The organism is Luteimonas terrae (assembly GCF_004358165.1).
GTDB classification, from domain to species: Bacteria; Pseudomonadota; Gammaproteobacteria; order Xanthomonadales; family Xanthomonadaceae; genus Luteimonas; species Luteimonas terrae.
On record NZ_SMTG01000002.1, the window covers coordinates 154,249 to 176,678 of the forward strand.

At 68.9% G+C, this 22,430-nt stretch carries 22 protein-coding genes and 2 tRNA genes; 20 read left to right on the plus strand and 4 right to left on the minus strand.

What is annotated here, in order from left to right:
- Window positions 1-26 precede the first annotated feature (26 nt).
- Complete coding sequence (hutG, locus tag E2F49_RS00820) at window positions 27-827, plus strand: N-formylglutamate deformylase (protein WP_133392222.1); 801 nt, start codon at window positions 27-29, stop codon at window positions 825-827.
- A 22-nt stretch (window positions 828-849) separates the two neighbouring features.
- Window positions 850-2,271, plus strand: a complete 1,422-nt coding sequence (gene mdtD, locus E2F49_RS00825; RefSeq protein WP_133392223.1) for a multidrug transporter subunit MdtD — start codon at window positions 850-852, stop codon at window positions 2,269-2,271.
- Here mdtD and E2F49_RS00830 read toward each other — a convergent pair whose 3' ends face one another.
- Genes E2F49_RS00830 through parE form a run of 3 tightly spaced genes read right to left on the minus strand, consistent with a single transcriptional unit; the run spans window position 2,272 to window position 5,824 of the window.
- Window positions 2,272-2,910 carry a class I SAM-dependent methyltransferase gene (locus E2F49_RS00830; RefSeq protein WP_133392224.1) on the minus strand — a complete coding sequence of 213 codons (639 nt, stop codon included), beginning with the start codon at window positions 2,908-2,910 and terminating at the stop codon, window positions 2,272-2,274.
- 45 nt (window positions 2,911-2,955) lie between these two features.
- Entirely contained in the window at window positions 2,956-3,882 is a 927-nt protein-coding gene (locus tag E2F49_RS00835; RefSeq protein ID WP_133392225.1) for an AEC family transporter, read from the minus strand.
- Window positions 3,883-3,934: 52 nt separating this feature from the next.
- A complete protein-coding gene (parE, locus tag E2F49_RS00840) occupies window positions 3,935-5,824 on the minus strand; it encodes a DNA topoisomerase IV subunit B (protein ID WP_133392226.1) in 1,890 nt (629 codons plus the stop codon).
- Between the two features lie 298 nt (window positions 5,825-6,122).
- Between parE and E2F49_RS00845 the strand changes: the two genes are divergently transcribed.
- From E2F49_RS00845 to E2F49_RS00885, 10 genes are all read left to right on the plus strand, one after another.
- Window positions 6,123-6,419: a hypothetical protein gene (locus tag E2F49_RS00845; protein ID WP_055247105.1), complete on the plus strand. Its 297-nt coding sequence runs from the start codon at window positions 6,123-6,125 to the stop codon at window positions 6,417-6,419.
- Between the two features lie 184 nt (window positions 6,420-6,603).
- Window positions 6,604-8,268 (plus strand): CTP synthase, encoded by a 1,665-nt coding sequence (gene pyrG, locus E2F49_RS00850; RefSeq protein ID WP_133393396.1) that lies wholly within the window; start codon window positions 6,604-6,606, stop codon window positions 8,266-8,268.
- A complete protein-coding gene (kdsA, locus tag E2F49_RS00855; protein ID WP_133392227.1) occupies window positions 8,265-9,098 on the plus strand; it encodes a 3-deoxy-8-phosphooctulonate synthase in 834 nt (277 codons plus the stop codon). The genes pyrG and kdsA overlap by 4 nt, the downstream gene beginning before the upstream one ends.
- Complete coding sequence (locus E2F49_RS16275; RefSeq protein ID WP_165971084.1) at window positions 9,095-9,259, plus strand: hypothetical protein; 165 nt, start codon at window positions 9,095-9,097, stop codon at window positions 9,257-9,259. Before kdsA ends, E2F49_RS16275 begins: the two co-directional genes overlap by 4 nt.
- Window positions 9,256-10,542 (plus strand): phosphopyruvate hydratase, encoded by a 1,287-nt coding sequence (gene eno / locus E2F49_RS00860; protein ID WP_133392228.1) that lies wholly within the window; start codon window positions 9,256-9,258, stop codon window positions 10,540-10,542. The genes E2F49_RS16275 and eno overlap by 4 nt, the downstream gene beginning before the upstream one ends.
- Before the next feature lie 19 nt (window positions 10,543-10,561).
- A complete protein-coding gene (gene ftsB, locus E2F49_RS00865) occupies window positions 10,562-10,966 on the plus strand; it encodes a cell division protein FtsB (RefSeq protein WP_082387382.1) in 405 nt (134 codons plus the stop codon).
- Complete coding sequence (gene ispD, locus E2F49_RS00870) at window positions 10,963-11,652, plus strand: 2-C-methyl-D-erythritol 4-phosphate cytidylyltransferase (protein ID WP_133392229.1); 690 nt, start codon at window positions 10,963-10,965, stop codon at window positions 11,650-11,652. The genes ftsB and ispD overlap by 4 nt, the downstream gene beginning before the upstream one ends.
- Window positions 11,653-11,878: 226 nt before the next feature.
- Window positions 11,879-12,376 (plus strand): 2-C-methyl-D-erythritol 2,4-cyclodiphosphate synthase, encoded by a 498-nt coding sequence (gene ispF / locus E2F49_RS00875; RefSeq protein WP_133392230.1) that lies wholly within the window; start codon window positions 11,879-11,881, stop codon window positions 12,374-12,376.
- A 9-nt stretch (window positions 12,377-12,385) separates the two neighbouring features.
- Entirely contained in the window at window positions 12,386-13,474 is a 1,089-nt protein-coding gene (gene truD, locus E2F49_RS00880; protein ID WP_133392231.1) for a tRNA pseudouridine(13) synthase TruD, read from the plus strand.
- A gap of 78 nt (window positions 13,475-13,552) precedes the next feature.
- Entirely contained in the window at window positions 13,553-13,783 is a 231-nt protein-coding gene (locus E2F49_RS00885) for a hypothetical protein (protein ID WP_133392232.1), read from the plus strand.
- On the opposite strand, the gene E2F49_RS00890 is transcribed toward E2F49_RS00885, so the two are convergent.
- A complete protein-coding gene (locus E2F49_RS00890; protein WP_133392233.1) occupies window positions 13,784-14,449 on the minus strand; it encodes a response regulator transcription factor in 666 nt (221 codons plus the stop codon).
- Between the two features lie 109 nt (window positions 14,450-14,558).
- Here E2F49_RS00890 and E2F49_RS00895 point away from each other — a divergent pair, with 109 nt between their 5' ends.
- From E2F49_RS00895 to E2F49_RS00930, 8 genes are all read left to right on the plus strand, one after another.
- The gene (locus E2F49_RS00895; RefSeq protein ID WP_243713350.1) at window positions 14,559-16,403 is read left to right on the plus strand and encodes a D-(-)-3-hydroxybutyrate oligomer hydrolase; all 1,845 of its coding nucleotides are present in this window, start codon (window positions 14,559-14,561) and stop codon (window positions 16,401-16,403) included.
- Between the two features lie 63 nt (window positions 16,404-16,466).
- Window positions 16,467-17,108, plus strand: a complete 642-nt coding sequence (lexA, locus tag E2F49_RS00900; RefSeq protein ID WP_133392234.1) for a transcriptional repressor LexA — start codon at window positions 16,467-16,469, stop codon at window positions 17,106-17,108.
- A gap of 187 nt (window positions 17,109-17,295) precedes the next feature.
- Window positions 17,296-18,333 carry a recombinase RecA gene (recA, locus tag E2F49_RS00905; RefSeq protein WP_133393398.1) on the plus strand — a complete coding sequence of 346 codons (1,038 nt, stop codon included), beginning with the start codon at window positions 17,296-17,298 and terminating at the stop codon, window positions 18,331-18,333.
- A gap of 142 nt (window positions 18,334-18,475) precedes the next feature.
- The gene (locus E2F49_RS00910) at window positions 18,476-18,931 is read left to right on the plus strand and encodes a regulatory protein RecX (protein ID WP_133392235.1); all 456 of its coding nucleotides are present in this window, start codon (window positions 18,476-18,478) and stop codon (window positions 18,929-18,931) included.
- 161 nt (window positions 18,932-19,092) lie between these two features.
- Window positions 19,093-21,738: an alanine--tRNA ligase gene (gene alaS / locus E2F49_RS00915; protein ID WP_133392236.1), complete on the plus strand. Its 2,646-nt coding sequence runs from the start codon at window positions 19,093-19,095 to the stop codon at window positions 21,736-21,738.
- Window positions 21,739-21,898: 160 nt separating this feature from the next.
- Window positions 21,899-22,108, plus strand: a complete 210-nt coding sequence (gene csrA, locus E2F49_RS00920; RefSeq protein WP_055247130.1) for a carbon storage regulator CsrA — start codon at window positions 21,899-21,901, stop codon at window positions 22,106-22,108.
- A gap of 50 nt (window positions 22,109-22,158) precedes the next feature.
- Window positions 22,159-22,251: transfer RNA gene (locus tag E2F49_RS00925), tRNA-Ser, on the plus strand.
- A gap of 102 nt (window positions 22,252-22,353) precedes the next feature.
- Window positions 22,354-22,430, plus strand: a tRNA-Arg gene (locus E2F49_RS00930).

Here is a 22,430-nt window from a genome sequence, read left to right on the forward strand (position 1 = left end):
AACGGCCCGGTGCCTACAATGCGCCGATGACCGAGACCCCGATTTTCGAGCTGCACCGCGGCACCGTCCCGCTGCTGATCAGTCTGCCGCATGACGGCACGCGCGTGCCCGACGCCATTGCCGGGCGGCTCACGCCGAGCGCGCGTCGCGTACCCGACACCGATTGGCACATCGCACGCCTGTACGCGTTCGCCCGCGCACTCGGCGCTTCGGTGCTGGTGCCGGCGCATTCGCGCTACGTCATCGATCTCAACCGCGCCGAGGACGATGTCTCTCTGTATCCGGGGCAGAACACGACCGGCCTGTGCCCGGTGGTGCAGTTCGACGGCACGCCCGTCTATCGCGACGGCCTCGAGCCCGACGAGGCCGAGGTCCGCGCTCGCGTGGCGCATTACTGGCGTCCCTACCATGCGGCGCTGCAGGCGGAAATCGCGCGACTGCACGCGGCACATGGCCGCGTGGTCCTGTGGGAAGGCCACTCGATCAAGGGCGATCTGCCGTTCCTGTTCGACGGGCGCCTGCCCGATCTCAACCTCGGCACCGCCGGCGGCGCGAGCTGCAGCCCCGCGCTGCAGACGGCGCTCGAAGCGGTGCTCGCCGCGCAGACCGGTTACGGCTGGGTCGCCAACGGCCGTTTCAAGGGCGGGCACATCACCCGCCATTTCGGCCGGCCGGAGGCGGGCATCGAAGCGGTACAGCTGGAAATCAGCCAGCGCTGCTACATGGACGAAGACAGCTTCGAATGGCGCGACGATCGCGCCGCCGCACTGACGCCGCTGCTGCAGGCACTGCTCGAACGCGCGGCAGCTTACGCGCGCGGCAGCTGAGCGCGACACGCCCGCTGACCCGATGAGCCGCGCCACCGACCGCGAAGCCCTGCGCCCGTTCCGGCCGATGCTGTGGCTGGTCGCGGCCGCGGTGTTCATGCAGATGCTCGACACCACCATCGTCAACACGGCGCTGCCGTCGATGGCGGTCGATCTGGGCCAGTCGCCGCTGCGCATGCAGTCGGTGGTCGTCGCCTATGCGCTGACGGTCGCGATGCTGATTCCCGCGTCCGGGTGGCTGGCCGACCGGCTCGGCACCCGGCGCCTGTTCGTCGCGGCGATCGCCCTGTTCTCGCTCGGTTCGCTGGCCTGCGCGCTGTCGCCGAATCTCGATGTGCTGGTCGCATCCCGCGTGCTGCAGGGTGTCGGCGGCGCGATGATGATGCCGGTCGGCCGGTTGGCGGTGCTGCGCGCGGTGCCGCGCACCGCGTTTCTCGCGGCGATGAGCTTCGTCACCGTGCCTGGGCTGGTGGGTCCCCTGATCGGTCCCGCGCTCGGTGGGTGGCTGGCCGATGCGGCGTCGTGGCACTGGATCTTCTTGATCAACCTGCCGCTGGGCATCGCCGGCACGGTCGCGGCGCTGAAGTGGATGCCCGACCTGCGTGCGCCGGTCGCCCGCTTCGACCTGCCGGGCTACGCGATGCTGGCCTTCGGTCTGATCGCCATCTCGCTGTCGGTCGAGGCGCTGTCCGGACATGCCGCGCGACACGCGGCGCTGGTCGTGCTGCTGGTCACTGGTCTCGCGGCACTGGTGGCCTATTGGCTGCATGCGGCACGATCGGCCGCGCCACTGTTTCCGCTGACGCTGTTCAGGACGCGCAGCTTCAGCGTCGGCCTGCTCGGCAACCTGTTCGCGCGGCTCGGCAGCAGCGGCATGCCGTACATGATTCCGCTGCTGCTGCAGGTCGCGCTCGGATTTCCGCCCACGCACGCCGGCTTGATGATGATTCCGGTCGCACTGGCCGGCATGTTCTCCAAACGCATCGTCGTGCCGCTGGTGCAGCGCTTCGGCTATCGCAACGTCCTGGTGGTCAACACCGTGCTGACCGGCCTGACGATGGCGAGCTTCGCGCTGGTCGACGTGGACCAGCCGCTGTGGCTGCACGTCGTGCAGTTCTCGGTGTTTGGCGCGGTCAACTCGCTGCAGTTCACCGCGATGAACACCCTCGCGCTGCGCGATCTGGAAGGTCCGGCCGCGAGTGCGGGCAACAGCCTGCTGTCGATGGTGATGATGCTGGCGATGAGCCTGGGCGTCGCCACGGCGGGCGGACTGCTCGGCGCCTTCAGCGGCGAGCCGGCCGGCGATGCGCCGCTGCTGGCCGCGTTCCGCTGGACGTTCGTGTGCATCGGCGCGCTGACCTTGGCGTCGGCGGCGATCTTCGCCCAGCTCGGGCGCACGCATCGCATCCCAGAACGCGTGGTCGAGACCTCCGAACGGTCCTGATCAGCGCGGCGACTTCACCGCGCGGAATTCCCACAGCAGATACGGCGCGCGCGGCGTGTGGGCGCGGCCGCGCAACCAGCGCATCCAGCGTCGCAGTGCGCGCGCGGCCAGCTTGCGTGGGCCGTGATTCTGCGGCGAGCCGGGCAGGGCGCTGTAGGCCGCGCCGCGCTCGGTCCGCACCACGCGCACGACTTCGAAATGCCCGTGGAAGCCGTACATGCGGCCGTCGGGCGACGCGCCGCAGAAGTAGGCGTGACTCTCGTCGGTGATGATGTTGACGTGGGTCGGATCGACGAAGGCGTCGGTGTGCGGGAACGCAGGCGTCAGCGCATACAGCCGGCCGTCGTGGGCCAGTACACGCCAGATCTCGTTCATCAGATTGATGAAGGGGAAGGTCGTGCCGCCGCGGCTGTCGGGGAAGATCCGCGGCACGTGTTCGATGAAGTCATAGGCCGAAACCGAGCCGAAGCTGTCGTCCGGGTACGGAATCGGCGCGACGACAAGGTTGGCGACCCGGTGTTCGTGGGCGAGGTCTCCATCCGGCATGCGGATGTCGATGCCGCACAGCTGCGATCGTCCGTACGGGTTCCGGGGCGCGTCACCGCAGCCCAGATCGAGATGGCGGTCGGGAACTGGCATGGCCCGAGTGTGCCGCGGGGTGCCTATTCAGGCGTTATGGAAGCGTTATGTACCGATCGCCGCGAGCCAGCCTGGGATGTGCAGGGCGAGTGGCACGGTAGCGATCGCCAGCAGCGTCTGCAGGGTGATCAGCGACGCCATCAGCGGCGCGTCGCCGCCCATCTGCCGGGCCATGATGTAGGCGTTCGAGGCGGTCGGCAGGGCCGCGTAGAAGCAGGCCGCGCGCGTCACCATGTCATCGGCGCCGAGCAGACGGCAGATGCCGACCGCCAGCAGCGGCAGCGCCAGCAGCTTCAGCGCCGAGGTGACGCCCAGTGACAGCGGTCGTGCGCTGGACCAGCGGAAATCCAGGCCGCCGCCCACGCACACCAGCCCCAGTGCCAGCGATGCGCTGCCGACGATGTCCAGTCCGTTGGCCAGCGATGCGGGCAGTGCGAGGCCCGACACGTTCACCAGCGCGCCGGCGATGGTGGCGACGATGATCGGATTCTTCGCCAATGCCATCGCGATACCCGACGCGCTCACGCGCGTGCCGCTCCACCAGGCCAGCGCGACCACGGCCACCACGTTGACCACCGGCAGGCAGATCGCCAGCGCCAGCATCACCAGCGCGGCCGTGGCGTCCTCGAACAGCAGCGAGGCGACGGCGAGGCCGAAATAGGTGCTGGGCCGCACGGCGCCCTGGATGATCGACGAGCGACTCGGGTCCGGCAGGCGGCGCGCCAGCGGCAGCATGGCCACCAGCAGCGCGACCATCGCCAGCGTCGGCAGCAGCGTCGCGGCGGTCAGGTCACGCAGCGCGGTCCCGGAGAATTGGAGCCGTGCGGTGTTGACGAACAGCAACGCCGGAAACGCCACGAAGAACGAGAACCACTCGATCGCCGGAAAGAAACCGTCCGGCGCGAAGCGGCTGCGCTTGAGCCACGCGCCGAGCAGGACGATCAGCAGAACCGGGATGGTGTAGTCGAGCATCGGGGGCGCAGTGTGCGGAGGACGGCGGCCGCACCGTCATCCGCACCTGTCGTCAGACATCCAGCGTCGCCAGATCGCCCTTGGTCTCCAGCCACGCCTTGCGATCGCTGGCCCGCTTTTTCGCCAGCAGCATGTCGATCAGCGAACGCGTCTGCACGTCGTCCTCGACCGTCAGCTGGACCAGCCGGCGCGTGTCGGGATGGATCGCCGACTCGCGCAGCTGCGAGGGGTTCATCTCGCCCAGGCCCTTGAAGCGGGTCACGTTGACCTGGCCCTTGATTTTCTCGCGCTCGATCTTGTCGAGCAGCAGGCGCTTCTCTTCCTCGTCGAGCGCGTAGAACACCTGCTTGCCCACGTCGACACGGAACAGCGGCGGCATCGCGACGAAGATGTGACCCGCCGCGACCAGCGCCGGGAAGTGCCGCAGGAACAGCGCGCACAGCAGGGTCGCGATGTGCAGGCCGTCGGAGTCGGCGTCGGCGAGGATCACGACCTTGCCGTAGCGCAGGCCGGAGATGTCTTCCTTGCCCGGGTCGCAGCCGATCGCGATCGCGAGGTTGTGCACTTCTTCCGATGCCAGCACCGAGGTGCTCGCCACTTCCCAGGTGTTGAGGATCTTGCCGCGCAGCGGAAGGATCGCCTGGAAGTCCTTGTCGCGCGCCTGCTTGGCGCTGCCGCCCGCCGAATCGCCCTCGACGAGGAACAGTTCGGTGCGCGAGAGATCCTGGCTGATGCAGTCCGCCAGCTTGCCCGGCAGCGCCGGGCCCTGCGTGACCTTCTTGCGGACGATCTGTTTCTCGGTCTTCAGACGCGCGCTGGCGCGATCGATCGCGAGCTGGGCGATCTTCTCGCCGAGGTCCGTGTGCTGGTTGAGCCACAGGCTGAAAGCATCATGCGCGGCGCCCTCGACGAAGCCCGCGGCCTGGCGCGACGACAGCCGCTCCTTGGTCTGGCCGGAGAACTGCGGGTCGGTCATCTTCATCGACAGCACGAAGGCGACGCGGTCCCAGACGTCTTCGGGCGCCAGCTTCACGCCGCGCGGCAGCAGATTGCGGAAGTCGCAGAACTCGCGCAGCGCGTCGGTGAAACCGGTGCGCAGGCCGTTGACGTGGGTGCCGTGCTGCGCGGTCGGGATCAGGTTGACGTAGCTCTCCTGCACCAGCTCGCCTTCGACGACCCAGGCGACCGCCCAGTCGACGGTTTCGGTGTCCTTTTTCAGCGCACCGACGAACAGGTCCGGCGGCAGCAACTCGCGTTCGGCCAGTTCACCCTTGAGGTAGTCGCGCAGGCCGTCCTCGAACAGCCACTGGTCGCGCTCGCCGGTCGCCTCGTCGAGCAGCGTGACCGTCAGACCGGGGCATAGCACGGCCTTGGCGCGCAGCAGATGACGCAGGGCGCGCACGCTGAATTTCGGGCTGTCGAAGTACTTCGGGTCGGCCCAGAAGCGCACGCGCGTGCCGGTGTTCTTCTTGCCCACCGTGCCGACCACTTCCAGCGGCGTGGCGCGGTCGCCGTCGCGGAAGGTGATGCGGTGTTCCTGGCCTTCGCGCTTGATGTGCACCTCCACCAGCGTCGACAGCGCATTGACCACGCTGACGCCCACGCCGTGCAGGCCACCACTGAAGGTGTAGTTCTTGTTGCTGAACTTTCCGCCCGCGTGCAGACGGGTGAGGATCAGCTCCACGCCGGGAATCTTTTCCTCGGGATGGATGTCGACCGGCATGCCGCGCCCGTCGTCGGCCACTTCGCAGCTGCCGTCCTTGAACAGCGTCACCGCGATCTCGCGCGCGTGGCCGGCAAGGGCCTCGTCGACGGCGTTGTCGATGACTTCCTGCGCCAGATGGTTCGGGCGCGCGGTGTCGGTGTACATGCCCGGACGGCGTTTGACGGGGTCCAGGCCGGAGAGGACTTCGATGTCGGCGGCGTTGTAGCGGGTGTTCATTCGGTGCTGCAAGGCGGGAATCGGCGCATGTTAAAGGAATTGCCGCCGGGCCGATTCCGGACCCGGGAAGCCGCTCGAAACCGCGTATCCGCGCCACGAGTGCGTGTAAGCGGTTGCAGCGTCGTTAGCCTCGCGTGCAGGCGAAGTAAGACAGGCGTTGTTCAGTCTGAGGCCGGGTTCGGGTGGCTAGGTTCGAACCGTCGAGCAGTCAAGCCGACACCCTTCATCCGCAGCACGACGCGGATGGCTTGCAAAGAGTCACTGCTCCATCAAATCGAATCACGTCAGGAGAGTTCCCATGAAGACCCGCAACGTGCTGTTCGCCGCCATCGTCGCCACCGCGTTCGCCGCGCCCGCCTTCGCGCAGGACGCCTCGATAGAACAGCAGGCCCGCGACGCCGAAGTCGCCGCCCAGCAGGCCGAGCAGGCCGCACAGACCGCCGAGGCTTCGGCGCAGGCTGCCGAGACCGCGGCCGACAATGCCGATTACGCGTCCGATGCGGTCAACGAGGCCGTCGACACCCAGGCAGAAGCGGCCGCGACCGCCGAAGAGCCGATGACCCAGACCGAGGAAGAAGAGGAAGACCCGGCCTGATCCACGGCCCCGGCATCACACGGCGAGCGCCCCGGTCTTCCGGGGCGTTCTGCCATCTGGAGACCGGTCCGGCCGGCCGTCGACACCGTCCACCGGACACAGCGTCCGGGCGCGTGTCGCCCGCAGCCTGTAGAATGGGGCTTTCCAGCGACCCGCTGTCCCCATGACGCCTCCTTCCAGTTCCATCACTCCGCTCGTGTTCGTCACCGGCGGTGTCGTCTCTTCCCTCGGGAAGGGCATCGCGGCCGCCTCGTTGGCCGCCATCCTCGAGGCCCGCGGCCTGCGGGTGACGATGATGAAGCTCGATCCCTACATCAACGTCGACCCCGGCACGATGAGCCCGTTCCAGCACGGCGAGGTCTACGTGACCGACGATGGCGCGGAAACCGACCTCGACCTCGGCCACTACGAGCGCTTCATCAACGTGCGCCTGTCGGGCAAGAACTCGATCACGACCGGCAAGATCTATGAGAGCGTGATCCGCAAGGAACGCCGCGGCGACTATCTCGGCGCGACCGTGCAGGTCATCCCGCACATCACCGACGCCATCAAGCGCGCGATCGACGAAGCCACTGCCGGTTACGACGTGGCGCTGGTCGAGATCGGCGGCACCGTCGGCGACATCGAGTCGCTGCCGTTCCTCGAAGCCATCCGCCAGATCCGCACCGACCGCGGCAGCGAGAAGGCGGTCTTCATGCATCTGACCCTGGTGCCGTACATCGCGGCCGCCGGCGAGCTGAAGACCAAGCCCACGCAGCATTCGGTCAAGGAACTGCGTTCGATCGGCATCCAGCCCGACATCCTGCTGTGCCGCAGCGAGCAGCCGCTGCCGGACGGCGAGCGACGCAAGATCGCCTCCTTCACCAACGTGTCGGAGAAGGCGGTCATTTCGGCCGTCGATCTCGACAACATCCACAAGATTCCGATGTGGCTGCACGCCCAGGGTCTGGACGAACTCGTCGTCGAGCGCCTGCGCCTGGGCGAGAAGGCCAAGCCCAGCGCCGACCTGTCGGAATGGATCGACGTGGTCAACGCGGTCGAGCATCCGATCGACGAGGTCGTGATCGGCGTGGTCGGCAAGTACGTCGACCACAAGGACGCCTACAAGTCCGTCGGCGAAGCGCTCAAGCACGGCGGCATCCGCCAGCGCACGCAGGTGCGGCTGAAGTGGATCGAATCGCAGGACATCGAGCGCGACGGCGCGGCCGAGTGGCTCGGCGACGTCGACGGCGTGCTGGTGCCCGGCGGCTTCGGCGACCGCGGCTTCGAGGGCAAGGTGCTCTCCGCGCAGCACGCGCGCGAAACCGGTCTGCCGTATTTCGGCATCTGCTACGGCATGCAGGCGGCGGTCGTCGACGTGGCGCGCAATCTCGCAGGCCTGGAAGGCGCCAACAGCACCGAGAACGACAAGCAGTCGCCGTATCCGGTGATCGGCCTGATCACCGAATGGCGCACGCAGTCCGGTGAAATGGAGCGTCGCGACGAGAAGAGCGACCTCGGCGGCACGATGCGTCTGGGCCTGCAGGAGCAGCGCCTCAAGCCGGGCACGAAGTCGCGCGAGGTCTACGGCAAGGATGTCGTCGGCGAGCGTCACCGCCACCGCTACGAATTCAACAACCGCTACCGCACCCAGCTCGAGGACGCCGGCCTGGTCATCAGCGGCAAGTCGATGGATGACCTGCTGGTGGAGATGGTCGAGCTGCCGCAGCACCCGTGGTTCATCGCCTGCCAGGCGCACCCGGAATTCCTGTCCACGCCGCGCACCGGCCACCCGCTGTTCGTCGGTTTCGTGCGCGCCGCGCGCGAACACAAGGCCGGCGGTGCGCTGCTCAAGGAGGCACACGCATGAAGCTCTGTGGATTCGAGGTCGGTCTCGACCAGCCGTTTTTCCTGATCGCCGGTCCCTGCGTGATCGAGAGCGAGCAGTTGCAGCTCGACGTCGCCGGCCAGCTGAAGGAGATCACCTCCGCGCTCGGCATCAACTTCATCTTCAAGTCCAGCTTCGACAAGGCCAACCGCACCTCGGGCACCAGCTTCCGTGGCCCGGGCATGGAAGAAGGCCTGCGCGTGCTGAGCGAGGTGAAGCGCCAGCTCGGCGTGCCGGTACTGACCGACGTGCACGAGTACACGCCGATGGACGAGGTCGCCTCGGTCGTCGACGTGCTGCAGACCCCGGCCTTCCTCGTGCGCCAGACCGACTTCATCAAGAAGGTCTGCAGCGCCGGCAAGCCGGTCAACATCAAGAAGGGCCAGTTCCTCTCCCCGTGGGACATGAAGCCCGTGGTCGAGAAGGCCAAGTCCACGGGCAACGACCAGATCATGGTCTGCGAGCGCGGCGCGAGCTTCGGCTACAACAACCTCGTCAGCGACATGCGTTCGCTGGCGGTGATGCGACAGACGCAGTGCCCGGTCGTGTTCGACGCGACCCACTCGGTCCAGCTGCCGGGCGGGCAGGGCACCTCCAGCGGCGGCCAGCGCGAGTTCGTGCCGGTGCTGGCGCGTGCGGCGATCGCCGTCGGCGTGTCGGGTGTCTTCATGGAAACGCACCCGAAGCCCGAAGAAGCCTTGAGCGACGGCCCGAATGCCTGGCCGCTGGGCCGCATGCGTGCGCTGCTGGAAACCATGCTCGAACTCGACGCCGTCACCAAGCGCGCCGGCTTCGCGGAAGCCGACCTTTGAGCGACTGGTGGCACTGGCTGCTCGCCATCGCGCTGTGCGCGGCGGCGATCGTGCTGGCCTTCCGCAGCGCCCGTAACGCACCGCTGGATCACGAACCGCGCGCGGACGATGCCGCGCCTGCACCCGATTCCCGAACCGACGAGACCAAGACCCGACCATGACCGCCATCGCCAAGATCCACGCCCGCGAGATTCTCGATTCCCGCGGCAATCCGACCCTCGAAGCCGAAGTCACGCTCGAAGACGGCAGCTTCGGCCGCGCGATGGTGCCCTCGGGTGCATCGACCGGTGCCCGCGAGGCGGTGGAGCTGCGTGACGGCGACAAGACCCGCTATCTGGGCAAGGGCGTGCAGAAGGCGGTCGGCAACGTCAACGGCGCGATCGCCGATGCGCTCAAGGGCTTCGACGCCGCCGACCAGGCCGGTCTCGACAAGCGCCTGATCGATCTCGACGGCACCGAGAACAAGGGCCGCTTGGGCGCGAATGCGCTGCTGGGCGTGTCGATGGCGAACGCGCACGCGCTGGCCGCCTCGAGGAAGATGCCGCTCTGGAAGCTGCTGGGCGGCGACCGCGCGCCGGTGCTCCCGGTGCCGATGATGAACATCATCAACGGCGGTGCCCACGCCGACAACAACGTCGACTTCCAGGAATTCATGGTCCTGCCGGTCGGCTTTTCGAGCTTCTCCGAATCGCTGCGCGCAGGCACGGAAATCTTCCATGCGCTCAAGTCGGTGCTGAAGGGCCACGGCCTGAGCACGGCCGTCGGCGACGAGGGCGGCTTCGCGCCGGACTTCCGCAGCAACGTCGAAGCGCTCGATACGATCCTCGAGGCGATCGGCAAGGCCGGCTACGCCGCGGGTGAGGACGTGCTGCTGGGCCTCGACGTCGCGTCCAGCGAGTTCCACGACAACGGCAAGTACCACCTGGTCGGCGAGAACAAGCGCCTGACCGGCGAGCAGTTCGTCGACTTCCTCGCCGACTGGGCCGCGCAGTACCCGATCGTCACGATCGAGGACGGCATGGCCGAGGACGACTGGGCCGGCTGGAAGCAGCTGACCGATCGCATCGGCAGCAAGGTGCAGCTGGTCGGCGACGATCTGTTCGTCACCAACCCGAAGATCTTCAAGGAAGGCATCGACTCGCACACTGCGAACGCGATCCTGATCAAGGTCAACCAGATCGGCACGCTGACCGAGACGCTGGAAGCGATCGCAATGGCCGACGCCGCGGGTTACGCATCCGTCGTCTCGCACCGTTCGGGCGAGACCGAGGACACCACGATCGCCGACATCGCGGTCGCGACCACGGCCACGCAGATCAAGACCGGTTCGCTGTGCCGCAGCGACCGCGTCGCCAAGTACAACCAGCTGCTGCGCATCGAAGAGGCGCTGGGCGCGAACGCCCGCTACGCCGGCCGCGATGCGTTCGTGTCGCTGAAGCGCTGAGTCCGGCGGCACACATCGCATGCGCGCCCTGCTGGTCGTGATGCTGGTCCTCGCCACGCTGCTCGCGTGGCTGCAGTACCGGCTGTGGTTCGGCGTCGGTGGAACCGAGCAGGTCGAGGAATTGCGCAGCCGCGTCGAAGCACAGGCGCGGCAGAACGAAGGCCTCGAGCAGCGCAACGCTGCGCTTGCGGCCGAAGTGGCCGACCTGAAGTCGGGCGAGGCCGCGATCGAGGAGCGTGCGCGCGGCGAGCTGGGCATGATCAAGCCGGGCGAGACCTTCTACCGCGTCGTCGACGACGCGCGCATCGCGCCGCTGCCGGCCGAGCACGCGATGGATCCCGACGCGCAGCAGCGTGCACAGGAACGGCGCCAGGACAGCGCGCCGGAGCCGCTGCGGGATGACGCGCCGGAGCCGACGCCTTGAATGTCTGGGTGATCGTGCCTGCGGCGGGCCGTGGCACGCGGTTCGGCGGCGACGTGCCCAAGCAGTTTCTCCAGGTCGGCGGGCGCAGCCTGCTGGCCCATACGCTCGACGCGCTTGCCGGTCATCCGGGTATCGGCGGCGTCGTGCTGGTGATCGGCATCGACGACGCGCCGGAGCTGCCCGACGCCGTGCTGCACGGCAAGCCGCTGCTGCGCGCGTCCGGCGGCGAGACGCGTGCGGCCTCGGTCCTGTCGGGTCTGCACGCGCTGCCCGAATCGGTGCGCCCCGACGAGTTCGTGCTGGTGCACGACGCCGCGCGCCCGAACCTGCATCCGGCCGATCTCGATGCGCTGCTCGAGCGCGGACGCATGGACCCGGTCGGCGCGATCCTCGCCGCGCCGGTGCGCGACACGCTCAAGCGGGCCGGCGACGACGGCGGCATCGACGGCACCGAGCCGCGCGAACGCCTGTGGCGTGCGCTGACGCCGCAACTGTTCCGCCGCCTGCAGCTGGGTCGCGCGCTGGAAGCCGCCGATGCCGACGGCATCGCCGTGACCGACGAGGCGATGGCGATGGAGCGGCAGGGCCTGCGTCCGCTGCTGGTCGAGGGCCGCGAGGACAACTTCAAGGTCACCACGCCGGCCGATCTCGCGCGCTTCGCGTTCGAGCTGTCGCAGCGCAGCTGAGTTGCAGTCACAGGACAGGTCGCGCGCCGCGACATCCATCGCGAGGCGTTCGCGGCTGACCGCCGCTTTGCTCATAGCGCGTCTTCGCCGACTTCCACGATGCGCTTGCAGACGGCAATGACGGGTTTCGCTGCGCGCTGCCCATCCAACGGTCGCTTCGCATGAGCCGTGGCACCCACGTTCCCGCCATGGCACTCTGCCGGCCCGCTTCGAACACGACATCGCCATGACCAGCACGCCCGCCTTCCGTATCGGCCAGGGATTCGACGTCCACGCCTTCGGCGACGGCGATCACGTGATGATCGGTGGCGTGCGCATCGCGCACACGCATGGCGTGCTCGCGCACAGCGACGGCGATGTCGCCCTGCACGCGCTGTGCGACGCGATGCTCGGTGCGCTGGCGCTGGGCGACATCGGCGTGCATTTCCCGCCGTCCGACGACCGCTGGAAGGGCGCCGACAGCCGTGCGCTGCTGCGCCACTGCAATACCCTGCTGGCCGAGCGCGGCTGGCGCGTGGGCAATGCCGACGTCACCGTGATCTGCGAGCGGCCGAAGATCGGCCCGCATGCGCCGGCGATGCGCGAGGCGATCGCCGGTGATCTGGGCATCGCGCTGGACTGTATTTCGGTCAAGGCCACCACCAGCGAGAAGCTCGGCTTCACCGGCCGTGGCGAAGGCATCGCCGCGCAGGCGGCCTGCCTGCTGGTCCGTATCGCGGCCTGATCCGATCGCATGACCAGCGAAATGCCCACCGCGCACGGCGCGCCGGTGCTGTCGGCGACGATCCGGCAGCACCCGGAGGATTTCCGCGTCGACGAGATCGACGGCTTCGAGGCCAGCGGCGCGGGCGAACATCTGCTGCTGACGATCGAGAAGAGCGGCATGAACACCGCCTTCGTCGCGCGCCTGCTGGCGCAGTGGGCGGGCGTGGACGGGCGCAGTGTCGGCTACGCCGGCCTCAAGGACCGGCATGCCTTGACCACGCAGCGCTTCACCGTGCAGTTGCCGGGTCGCGAGGCGCCGGACATCGCCGCGCTCGAAGCGCTGGGGGCCGGGGCGCACCAGTCCTTGCGCGTGCTCGCGCAGGCGCGGCACGCGCGCAAGCTGCCGCGCGGCGCGCTGGCCGGGAACCGTTTCGTGCTGACCCTGCGCGATGTCGTCGGCGACGCGGCCGCGATCGACATGCGTCTGCAGACGATCGCCGATAGGAGCGTACCGAACTACTTCGGCGAACAACGCTTCGGCCATGACGGCGGCAACGTCGACAAGGCCCTGCGCATGTTCGCCGCGCCGCGCCGGCGCATCGATCGCGAGCAGCGCGCCATGCTGCTGTCGGCCGCGCGCTCGGCGCTGTTCAATCGCGTGCTCGCGGCGCGCGTGCGCGCCGGCGATTGGGACACCGGACTCGAAGGCGAGGTCTGGATGCTCGACGGCAGCCGCAGCTTGTTCGGACCCGAGCCGGACAGTCCGGAAGTCGCCGCACGCGTCACCGCGCAGGACATCCATCCCACAGCACCGCTGTGGGGCCGCGGCATGCTGCGCAGCGCCGGCGCCGCAGCGGCCTGCGAAGCCGCCGCGCTCGATGACGCGCAGTCGCTCGCATTGCGAGCAGGTCTCGAATCGGCCGGTTTGTCGCAAGAGCGCCGCGCGACACGGTTGCGCCCCGGCGATCTGCAGTGGACGTGGCTGGCGCCGGGCGTGCTGCAACTGGGCTTCACCTTGCCGGCTGGTTGCTATGCCACATCGGTACTGGCCGAACTGGGCGAGATCGGCAACGGCGCCGTCCGTCGGCTTCCGGCAGAGACGCCGACCGGCGGCTGATCCGTCGATACGCGGCGGGTGTGTAGCGCGTGCAGGGCCGGTCCCGCCATGCGGGATCCCCGTACCGGAGCCAAGGCCATGCTGTCCGTTCTCCGTGCCGCAGCCGTCCTGTCCGCCTGCACGCTCGCCGCGTGCGTCAGCCAGTCGCCCCGTACGGCGCAGGCACCCGCCGCGCCACGCATCCACGAGGCGCCGCCACGCATCGTCACCGACAGTGCCTATGTGGCCCGGGTGGGGCGCGAAGCGCGACGTCGTGGACTCGCCCTCGAATGGATCAATCCGCCGCTCCGGCAGACCGCCGGCGACTGATCAGCCGGCCACGCGCTGCGCGGGATCACTGATCTCCAGCCCGCGCAGGATCACACCCGCGTGGGTGCGGTTGCGCGCGCCGAGCTTTTCGAAGATCGCCGACATGTGCGCCTTGATCGTGCGTTCCTGCACGTCGAGGCGGTCGGCGATCTGCTTGTTGAGCAGGCCTTCGGCGACCAGCCGGAGCACCCGGAACTGCTGCGGCGTCAGGCTGGCCAGGCGCGCGGCGAGGTCGGTGTCCTCGGGCGTCGACTGGGCACGTGCGACGGCGCCGCGTAGCGCCGGCGGCAACCACTGTTCGCAGTCGAGCACGGCGCGGATCGCTTCGCGCAGATCGTCCAGTCCCGCGCTCTTGGGGATATAGCCGGCGACGCCATGGTCGAGCGCGCGCCGCACCACCAGCGGGTCCTCGTTCGCCGACACCAGCACCACCGCCACGGCGGGGAACTGCGCGCGGATCGCGGCCAGTCCGGCCAGGCCGTGGTTGCCGGGCATGTGCAGGTCCAGCAGCACCAGGTCGATGTCGTCCTCGTCCTCCAGCCGCTCCAGCACGCCGTCGAGCGTCTCGGCCTCGCGCGTGGTCACATCGGGCGCGGCATCGGCGGCCGCGCCGCGCAGGGCGGCGCGGAACAGCGGGTGGTCGTCGGCGATGAGCAGCTTGGGCATGGGAGAACGGGCACAGCGGATGCAGCCGCACCTTAGCAAGCGCCGGTGCGGCGCGCGGCTGGTACCAAAGTACGATGGCCCGCGGCGGGCGCGCTGCTACGGTGGCCGCATGACCAGACTGCGCATGATCCGGCCGCTGTGCCTCGCCACCCTCGCACTCTCGCTCGCAGCCTGCGCCGGCACGGCGACGCGGGCCGACCCTGCCTCGATGCGCGGAGACCACGCCACGATGTTCACCGCCCAGCGCACCAGCCTGCATCGTGAGGGCGACGACCTGCTGACCGCCGGCCTCGGCCTGGCCGGGCTGCAGGCGATGACGCCGCCGACGTTCGCCGATCCACAACGACCGACCGCCGCCGAAGCGCGGCGGCGTGCGCTGTGGGCCAACTGGCGCGGCATCGCCGATCTGGCGCCGGGCGGCGGCTACGGCACGCTCTACGGCAGCCTGGCGAACGTGCCGGGCCGCGAGTTTCACGCGCTGGCAACGGTGCCGGGTGCATCGCAACCGCATCGCGTCCTGGTCCAGGTGCCCGACGACTTCGACCGCACGCGTCGCTGCGTCGTGGTCACCGCGTCCTCGGGCTCGCGCGGCATCTACGGTGCGATCGCCGTGGCCGGTGCCTGGGGGCTGCCGAAGGGCTGCGCGGTCGCCTACACCGACAAGGGCGCAGGCACCGACTATTTCGATGCCGACGCAGGCCTGGGCATCGCGGCCGACGGCACGCCCGCCGACGACCGCGCGACCTCGGTGTTCGCACCCGGCGGCACGTCGCAGGGTGTCGCGCTCAAGCACGCGCACTCGGGCGACAACCCCGAGGCTGACTGGGGCCGCCACGTGCGCCAGGCCGCCGAGTTCGCGCTGCAGGCGCTCGGCGAGGCCTGGCCCGACGACGCGCCCTTCGATTTCGCCAGCACCCGCGTCATCGCGGTCGGTATCTCCAACGGCGGCGGCGCGGTGCTGCGTGCGGCCGAACTCGACGGCGACTGGCTCGACGCAGTGGTCGCCGGCGAGCCCAGCATCCATGCCGACGCGCCGGGCGCGCGCACGCTCTACGACTACACCACCGAAGCGGCCCTGCTGATGCCGTGCGCACAGCTCGCGCTCGACGACCTGCCGCAGCCGCCGTTGACCGCGCAGGTCGCCCCGCTCTGGACGGCGCGTTGCGCGGCCCTGCGCGCGGATGGCCTGATCGAGGGCAACGACTCCGCCGCACAGGCCCGTTCGGCGCGCGAGGCCATGCATGCGCGCGGCTGGACCGATGGCGCATTGCGGGCCGGCGCCCTGTCGACCGGCTTCGATCTGTGGCGCGCGATCGCGGCGACGTATGCCTCGGCCTACGGGCGCTTCGACGCCGACGCACATCCCTGCGGCTTCCGCTATGCGGCGCAGGGCGCCGACGGCGCACCGCGCGCGGCGACGCCGCCCGAACGCGCCATCTGGTGGAGCGACGGCAGCGGCATCCCGCCGGGTGCAGGCGTGGGCCTGGTCGATACCCGCATGGCCGGCGCGGATCCGCTGTTGCCGGGCCTGCAGTGTCTGCGCGCGCTCGTTGATGGCGACGATGCGTCCGCGCGTCGCGTGCAGGCCGGCATCGCCGAGACGCGCGCGGGCCTGCCACGCCGCGGCCTGCCGGTCATGGTCGTGCACGGCGCCGACGACGGTCTGATCCCGATGGCCTTCACCAGCGTGCCCTACGCCCGCTGGGCGCAGGCCGCCGGGCGCGACGTGCGCCTGTGGCAGGTGGCCCACGCCCAGCATTTCGACGGTTTCCTCGCGCTCCCCGATTACGCCGCGCGTTACGTGCCGCTGCTGCCCTACGTCTACGCCGCACTCGATCGCGTCGACGCGCATCTAGACGGGGCGGGGCCTCTGCCGGCCGATACGGCCATCGCCACGACGCCACGCGGGCCGGGCAAGGCGCTGGAACCGGCGCACCTGGCGATTCCGCGCTGACGGCATTCCATTGAGCTAACGGGCGCTTGCGTACGGCACACGTGAGTAGTAATACTACTCACCATGGACCTGACCCAGACCCAGCGCGCCATTCTCGACATGATCGGCGAGCGCATCGCCACCGAAGGCATGCCTCCATCGCAGACGGAAATCGCGCGCGCCTTCGGGTTCGCCGGTGTGCGCGCGGCGCAGTACCACCTCGATGCGCTGGAAGCTGCCGGCGCGATCGAACGGGTGCCGGGCCGGGCGCGTGGCATCCGGCTGCGGGTGCCGGTGCAGTCGCCGCAGCACGCATTGGCCCTGGGCGCGACGCCGGACGAGGCCTTGCGCCTGCCGGTGCTCGGCCAGGTCGCCGCCGGCGCGCCGATCGGCGCGGACATCGGGTCGGACGATTACCTCGTGCTCGATCGCGTGCTGTTCTCGCCGTCGCCCGACTACCTGCTCAAGGTCAAGGGCGACTCGATGCGCGACGAGGGCATCTTCGAGGGCGACCTGATCGGCGTGCACCGCACACGTGACGCGCGCTCGGGGCAGATCGTCGTCGCGCGTGTCGATGATGCGATCACGGTCAAGCTGCTGAAGATCGGCAAGGACCGCATCCGCCTGTTGCCGCGCAATCCCGACTACGCCCCGATCGAAGTGCTGCCCGACCAAGACTTCGCGATCGAAGGTCTCTACTGCGGTCTGGTCAGGCCGAACCGTTGAGCGCAGTACCGCCCCGGCGCACGACGCGCGCGGTGTTCTCCCACGGGCATCCGCGTGGCGCGCCGCTGACCGCCGCGCATCGGCCGACTTAAATTTTGCGTCCCGTATGCAGCGTCGCAGTCCGTGCGACCTGCGACTGCGAGGATGCTTCCACCACATCGGAACACGAATGACGAGGACCACCGCGATGGACGAGAACAAGAAGCGTGCGCTGTCGGCCGCCCTGGGGCAGATCGAGAAGCAGTTCGGCAAGGGCTCGGTGATGCGCATGGGCGACGGCACTGCCGAAGCCATCGAGGTGATCGGCACCGGTTCGCTGCAGCTCGATCTCGCACTCGGTATCGGCGGTCTGCCGAAGGGGCGCGTGGTCGAGATCTATGGTCCCGAGTCCTCCGGCAAGACCACGCTGACGCTGCAGACCATCGCCCAGTGCCAGAAGGCCGGCGGCACCGCGGCCTTCATCGACGCCGAGCATGCGCTCGACCCGACCTATGCCACCAAGCTGGGCGTCAATCTCGACGACCTGCTGGTGTCCCAGCCCGACACCGGCGAGCAGGCGCTCGAGATCGCCGACATGCTGGTGCGCTCGAACGCGGTCGACATGGTGGTCATCGACTCGGTCGCCGCGCTGACGCCGAAGGCCGAAATCGAAGGCGAGATGGGCGACCAGTTGCCGGGCCTGCAGGCCCGCCTGATGAGCCAGGCGCTGCGCAAGCTGACCGGCAACATCAAGCGCAGCAACTGCATGGTGATCTTCATCAACCAGCTGCGCATGAAGATCGGCATCATGATGCCGGGCCAGAGCCCCGAGACCACGACCGGCGGCAACGCGCTGAAGTTCTACGCCTCGGTGCGTCTCGACATCCGCCGCATCGGTGCGATCAAGAAGGGCGACGAGATCATCGGCAACCAGACCCGCATCAAGGTGGTCAAGAACAAGCTGGCGCCGCCGTTCAAGCAGATCGTCACCGAAATTCTCTACGGCGAAGGCATCAGCCGCGAAGGCGAGCTGATCGACATGGGCGTCGAGGCCAAGCTGGTCGAGAAGGCCGGTGCCTGGTACAGCGCCGGCGACGAGCGCATCGGCCAGGGCAAGGAGAACGCCCGCCAGTATCTCAAGGACAATCCGGAAGTCGCCGCGCGCATCGAGGCGGGTATCCGCGAGCGGCTGATGCCGACGGTGGTCGCAGGTGGCGGGGACGATGCGGAAGACGACGCCGACTGAGCCGGCGTCCGCGTCGGATGATGCGGAGCCGTCCACGGGCGGATCCGCATCGACGGATGCAGCGGAGGCCTGGGGCAGGGCGTCAGGACTGGCGCCGTCCCCGGACGACGCGCCGGCTCCACCGAGGAAGCCGCGCCGCCAGATGACGCCCGCGCAGCGGGCGTTGTCATTGCTGGTGCGCCGTGAGCACTCCCGGCCCGAACTGCTGCGCAAGCTCGCCGCGCGCGGCGTCGAGCCGGATGTCGCGATCGAGGCGGTCGACAGGATGACCGAGGCCGGCTGGCAGGACGATGGCCGCTTCGCCGCGAGCCTTGCCCGCAGCCGCGCATCGACCGGCTACGGGCCGCTGCGGATCGAGGCGGAGCTCTCGACGCACCGGCTGACCACCGCGCAGATCACCGCCGCGTTCGATGCGCTCGCCGGCGACGGCGAGGCGGACTGGCCGCAGCGCGCACGCGATCTGCTCGAACGTCGCTACGACGTGGCCGCGTTTCCAGGCGATCCGGCCCTGCGACGCAAGGCCGTGGATTTCTTGTTGCGCCGGGGCTTCGACGCCGAGACCGCCTACGGCGCGGTCCGGGCACTGCGGACCGACTGAGCGGCCGCGCTGCAGTCCTGTCGCCGGCGCGCGTGGCGCCCGGGCGGCCTGCTACCCTTTGCGGTTCTGGGCACGACTCCGGACCGGCACCCGTCGATGGCGGGCACGTGCGGCGACGGGGGTGTCCATGCCCCTTCCAGCACGTCCGTCACGCCAGGCCCATGACCACGCAGACCCCCACCAGCACCGCCCAGATCCGCAGCGACTTCATCGAATTCTTCAAGGGCAAGGGCCACACCATCGTGCCGTCGGCCCCCCTGGTGCCCGGCAACGACCCGACGCTGCTGTTCACCAACTCGGGCATGGTGCAGTTCAAGGACGTGTTCCTCGGTGCCGAGAAGCGCAGCTACGTGCGCGCGGCCGACGTGCAGCGCTGCCTGCGCGCGGGCGGCAAGCACAACGATCTCGACCAGGTCGGCTACACCGCACGGCACCACACCTTCTTCGAGATGCTCGGCAACTGGTCGTTCGGCGACTACTTCAAGAAGGACGCCATCGCCTGGGCCTGGGAGCTGCTGACGCAGGTCTGGAAGCTGCCGGCCGAGCGCCTGCTGGTCACCGTCTATCACACCGACGACGAGGCCTACGCGCTGTGGCGCGACATGGTCGGCGTGCCGGAAGACCGCATCGTCCGCATCGGCGACAACAAGGGTGCGCCATTCGCCTCGGACAATTTCTGGCAGATGGCCGACACCGGCCCCTGCGGCCCCTGCACCGAGATCTTCTACGACCACGGCCCGTCGCACTTCGGCGGCCCGCCGGGTTCGCCCGACGAGGACGGCGACCGCTTCATCGAGATCTGGAATCTCGTCTTCATGCAGTTCGACAAGCAGGCCGACGGCACGCTGATTCCGCTGCCGGCGCCGTGCGTCGACACCGGCATGGGCCTGGAGCGTCTGGCGGCGATCCTGCAGGGCGTGCACAGCAACTACGAGATCGACGTCTTTCAGGCGTTGATCGGCAAGGCCGCCGAACTCACCGGGACGCAGGATCTGGAGAACAAGTCGCTGCGCGTGATCGCCGATCACATCCGCGCGTGTTCGTTCCTGATCGTCGACGGCGTGCTGCCGTCCAATGAAGGTCGCGGCTACGTGCTGCGCCGGATCATCCGTCGCGCCCTGCGCCACGGCTGGATGCTCGGTGTGCGCCAGCCCTTCTTCAGCGCGATGGTCGAGACGCTGGACGCGGTGATGGGCGATGCCTATCCCGAGCTGCGCGAGAAGCGCGAGCTGGTCGCACGTGCGCTCAAGGTCGAGGAAGAACGCTTCGCCGAGACGCTCGATGCCGGCATGCGGATCTTCGACGACGTCGCCTCGCGCAGCAACGGCGCGATTCCGGGCGAAGACGCGTTCCGTCTCTACGACACCTACGGGTTCCCGCTCGACCTCACCCAGGACGTCGCGCGCGAACGTGGCCTCGATGTCGACGTCGCCGGTTTCGACGCGGCCATGCAGCGCCAGCGCGAGACCGCGCGGGCAGCCGGCAAGTTCGCTTCGACCGCGGGGCTGCCGGCGGATCTGGTCGCCAAGCTCTCGCCGACGGTGTTCGTCGGTGACGATGCCGACGCCGCCGACGACCTGCAGGTCGTCGCGCTGCTGCGGGGCGGTCGTCCGGTAGAGGAGATCGCCGCCGGCGACGACGCGGTCGTGATCCTCGACCGCACGCCGTTCTACGGCGAATCCGGTGGCCAGGTCGGCGACACCGGCGTGCTGGAGGCGGGCGGGGTCCGTTTCGACGTCGACGACACACAGAAGTTCGCCGGCCAGTTCCATGGCCATGTCGGCCGCCTGGCCGCAGGCACGCTGCGTACCGGCGACCGCGTGCGCGGTGCGATCGACGCCGCGCGCCGCGGCACCATCGTGCTCAACCACAGCGCGACGCACCTGCTGCATGGCGCGCTGCGCGATCTGCTCGGTACGCACGTTGCGCAGAAGGGCTCGCTGGTCGCGCCCGAACGCCTGCGTTTCGACTTCTCGCATTTCCAGCCGGTGACCGGCGAGGAGCTCGCCGAGATCGAGCGTCGCGTCAACGTCGAAGTCCGCGCGAACCATCCGGTGACCATCCAGCAGATGGACATGCAGGCCGCGTTGGATTCCGGCGCGATGGCGCTGTTCGGCGAGAAGTACGGCGAGCGCGTGCGCGTGGTTACCATGGGCGAGTCGGTCGAACTGTGCGGCGGCACGCACGTCGACCGCACCGGCCGCATCGGTCTGTTCAAGCTGGTGTCCGAAGGGGGCGTGTCGTCGGGTGTGCGTCGCATCGAGGCGCTGACCGGGCAGGCCGCCCTCGACCACGTGCGCGGCGACGAAGCGCGCATGCGCGAAGCCGCCGGGCTGCTCGGCGGTACGTCCGGTGAAGTGGGCGAGCGCGTGCGCGCGCTGCTCGATCGCCAGAAGCAGCTCGAGCGCGAGCTCGAATCGCTGAAGGCCAAGGCCGCCAGCGGCGCCACTGCCGACCTCGGCGCGTCGGCGATCGACATCGGCGGCATCAAGCTCGTCGCAGCCCGCATCGAAGGTCTCGATGCCAAGGCACTGCGCGATGCGGTCGATCGCCTCAAGCAGCAACTCGGCGACGTCGTCGTGCTGCTGGCAGGCGCGAGCGACGGCAAGGCCGCACTCGTTGCCGGCGTCGGCGGTGCCGCGACGGGCAAGGTCAAGGCCGGCGAACTGCTGTCGCACGTTGCCGGCCGCATCGGCGGCAAGGGCGGTGGCCGTCCGGACATGGCCCAGGGCGGCGGCGAGGATGGCCCGGCGCTGGTGGCCGCGCTCGGCGAAGTCCGCCAGTGGGTGTCCGAACGCCTCGGCTAAGCGGGCGCTAAACGCCGGCCGTGCGCGGTTGACCGGCCGCGCGGCAGGGGACATGCTTTACGGCTAGAACTGGTCTGTAATCGGTTTCCAAGGTCGAGAACGGTCCGAATTGCAGCCAACACCCGTGACGGAAGCGCCGTTCCGGGCCCAGGAGATTGTTATGTTGATTCTGACCCGCCGCGTCGGCGAGACGCTGATGATTGGTGACGAGGTTTCGGTCACCGTGCTTGGCGTCAAGGGCAACCAGGTGCGCATCGGCATCACCGCACCGAAGGACGTCGCCGTGCATCGCGAGGAGATCTACCAGCGCATCCACCGCGAAGGCGGCGATGCGAACGAAGCGCAGGAAGATTTGCCGCAGACGCGCTGAATCGGTATCCTTCGCACCGCGTTCGGCGCCTGCGCTGGGCGCGATGCTTCGGAGAGTTGCCCGAGTGGCTGAAGGGGCTCCCCTGCTAAGGGAGTATGGGGCTTAAAACTCCATCGAGGGTTCGAATCCCTCACTCTCCGCCACTTCTGGATTCGATCGGATTTCCTCGCGGAATCACTGAAAAAATCCTCACGAAGTGGTTGACGAAGCAAACGTGTTACTGCAAAATTCCGCTTCTGTTCAAGGCGCCCGTAGCTCAGTTGGATAGAGCACCAGGCTACGAACTTGGGGGTCGGAGGTTCGAATCCTTCCGGGCGCGCCA

Excerpts from the sequence above, each read along its gene's own strand:
- recA (WP_133393398.1), top strand. The coding sequence starts at position 17,296 with ATGGACGAGAACAAGAAGCGTGCGCTGTCGGCCGCCCTGGGGCAGATC.
- lexA (WP_133392234.1), top strand. The coding sequence starts at position 16,467 with ATGGACCTGACCCAGACCCAGCGCGCCATTCTCGACATGATCGGCGAG.
- ftsB (WP_082387382.1), top strand. The coding sequence starts at position 10,562 with ATGCGCGCCCTGCTGGTCGTGATGCTGGTCCTCGCCACGCTGCTCGCG.
- truD (WP_133392231.1), top strand. The coding sequence starts at position 12,386 with ATGACCAGCGAAATGCCCACCGCGCACGGCGCGCCGGTGCTGTCGGCG.
- E2F49_RS00895 (WP_243713350.1), top strand. The coding sequence starts at position 14,559 with ATGACCAGACTGCGCATGATCCGGCCGCTGTGCCTCGCCACCCTCGCA.
- mdtD (WP_133392223.1), top strand. The coding sequence starts at position 850 with ATGAGCCGCGCCACCGACCGCGAAGCCCTGCGCCCGTTCCGGCCGATG.
- kdsA (WP_133392227.1), top strand. The coding sequence starts at position 8,265 with ATGAAGCTCTGTGGATTCGAGGTCGGTCTCGACCAGCCGTTTTTCCTG.
- ispF (WP_133392230.1), top strand. The coding sequence starts at position 11,879 with ATGACCAGCACGCCCGCCTTCCGTATCGGCCAGGGATTCGACGTCCAC.
- E2F49_RS00885 (WP_133392232.1), top strand. The coding sequence starts at position 13,553 with ATGCTGTCCGTTCTCCGTGCCGCAGCCGTCCTGTCCGCCTGCACGCTC.
- E2F49_RS00835 (WP_133392225.1), bottom strand. The coding sequence starts at position 3,882 with ATGCTCGACTACACCATCCCGGTTCTGCTGATCGTCCTGCTCGGCGCG.
- hutG (WP_133392222.1), top strand. The coding sequence starts at position 27 with ATGACCGAGACCCCGATTTTCGAGCTGCACCGCGGCACCGTCCCGCTG.
- E2F49_RS00845 (WP_055247105.1), top strand. The coding sequence starts at position 6,123 with ATGAAGACCCGCAACGTGCTGTTCGCCGCCATCGTCGCCACCGCGTTC.
- E2F49_RS00910 (WP_133392235.1), top strand. The coding sequence starts at position 18,476 with ATGACGCCCGCGCAGCGGGCGTTGTCATTGCTGGTGCGCCGTGAGCAC.
- csrA (WP_055247130.1), top strand. The coding sequence starts at position 21,899 with ATGTTGATTCTGACCCGCCGCGTCGGCGAGACGCTGATGATTGGTGAC.
- E2F49_RS00830 (WP_133392224.1), bottom strand. The coding sequence starts at position 2,910 with ATGCCAGTTCCCGACCGCCATCTCGATCTGGGCTGCGGTGACGCGCCC.
- eno (WP_133392228.1), top strand. The coding sequence starts at position 9,256 with ATGACCGCCATCGCCAAGATCCACGCCCGCGAGATTCTCGATTCCCGC.
- parE (WP_133392226.1), bottom strand. The coding sequence starts at position 5,824 with ATGAACACCCGCTACAACGCCGCCGACATCGAAGTCCTCTCCGGCCTG.
- alaS (WP_133392236.1), top strand. The coding sequence starts at position 19,093 with ATGACCACGCAGACCCCCACCAGCACCGCCCAGATCCGCAGCGACTTC.
- E2F49_RS00890 (WP_133392233.1), bottom strand. The coding sequence starts at position 14,449 with ATGCCCAAGCTGCTCATCGCCGACGACCACCCGCTGTTCCGCGCCGCC.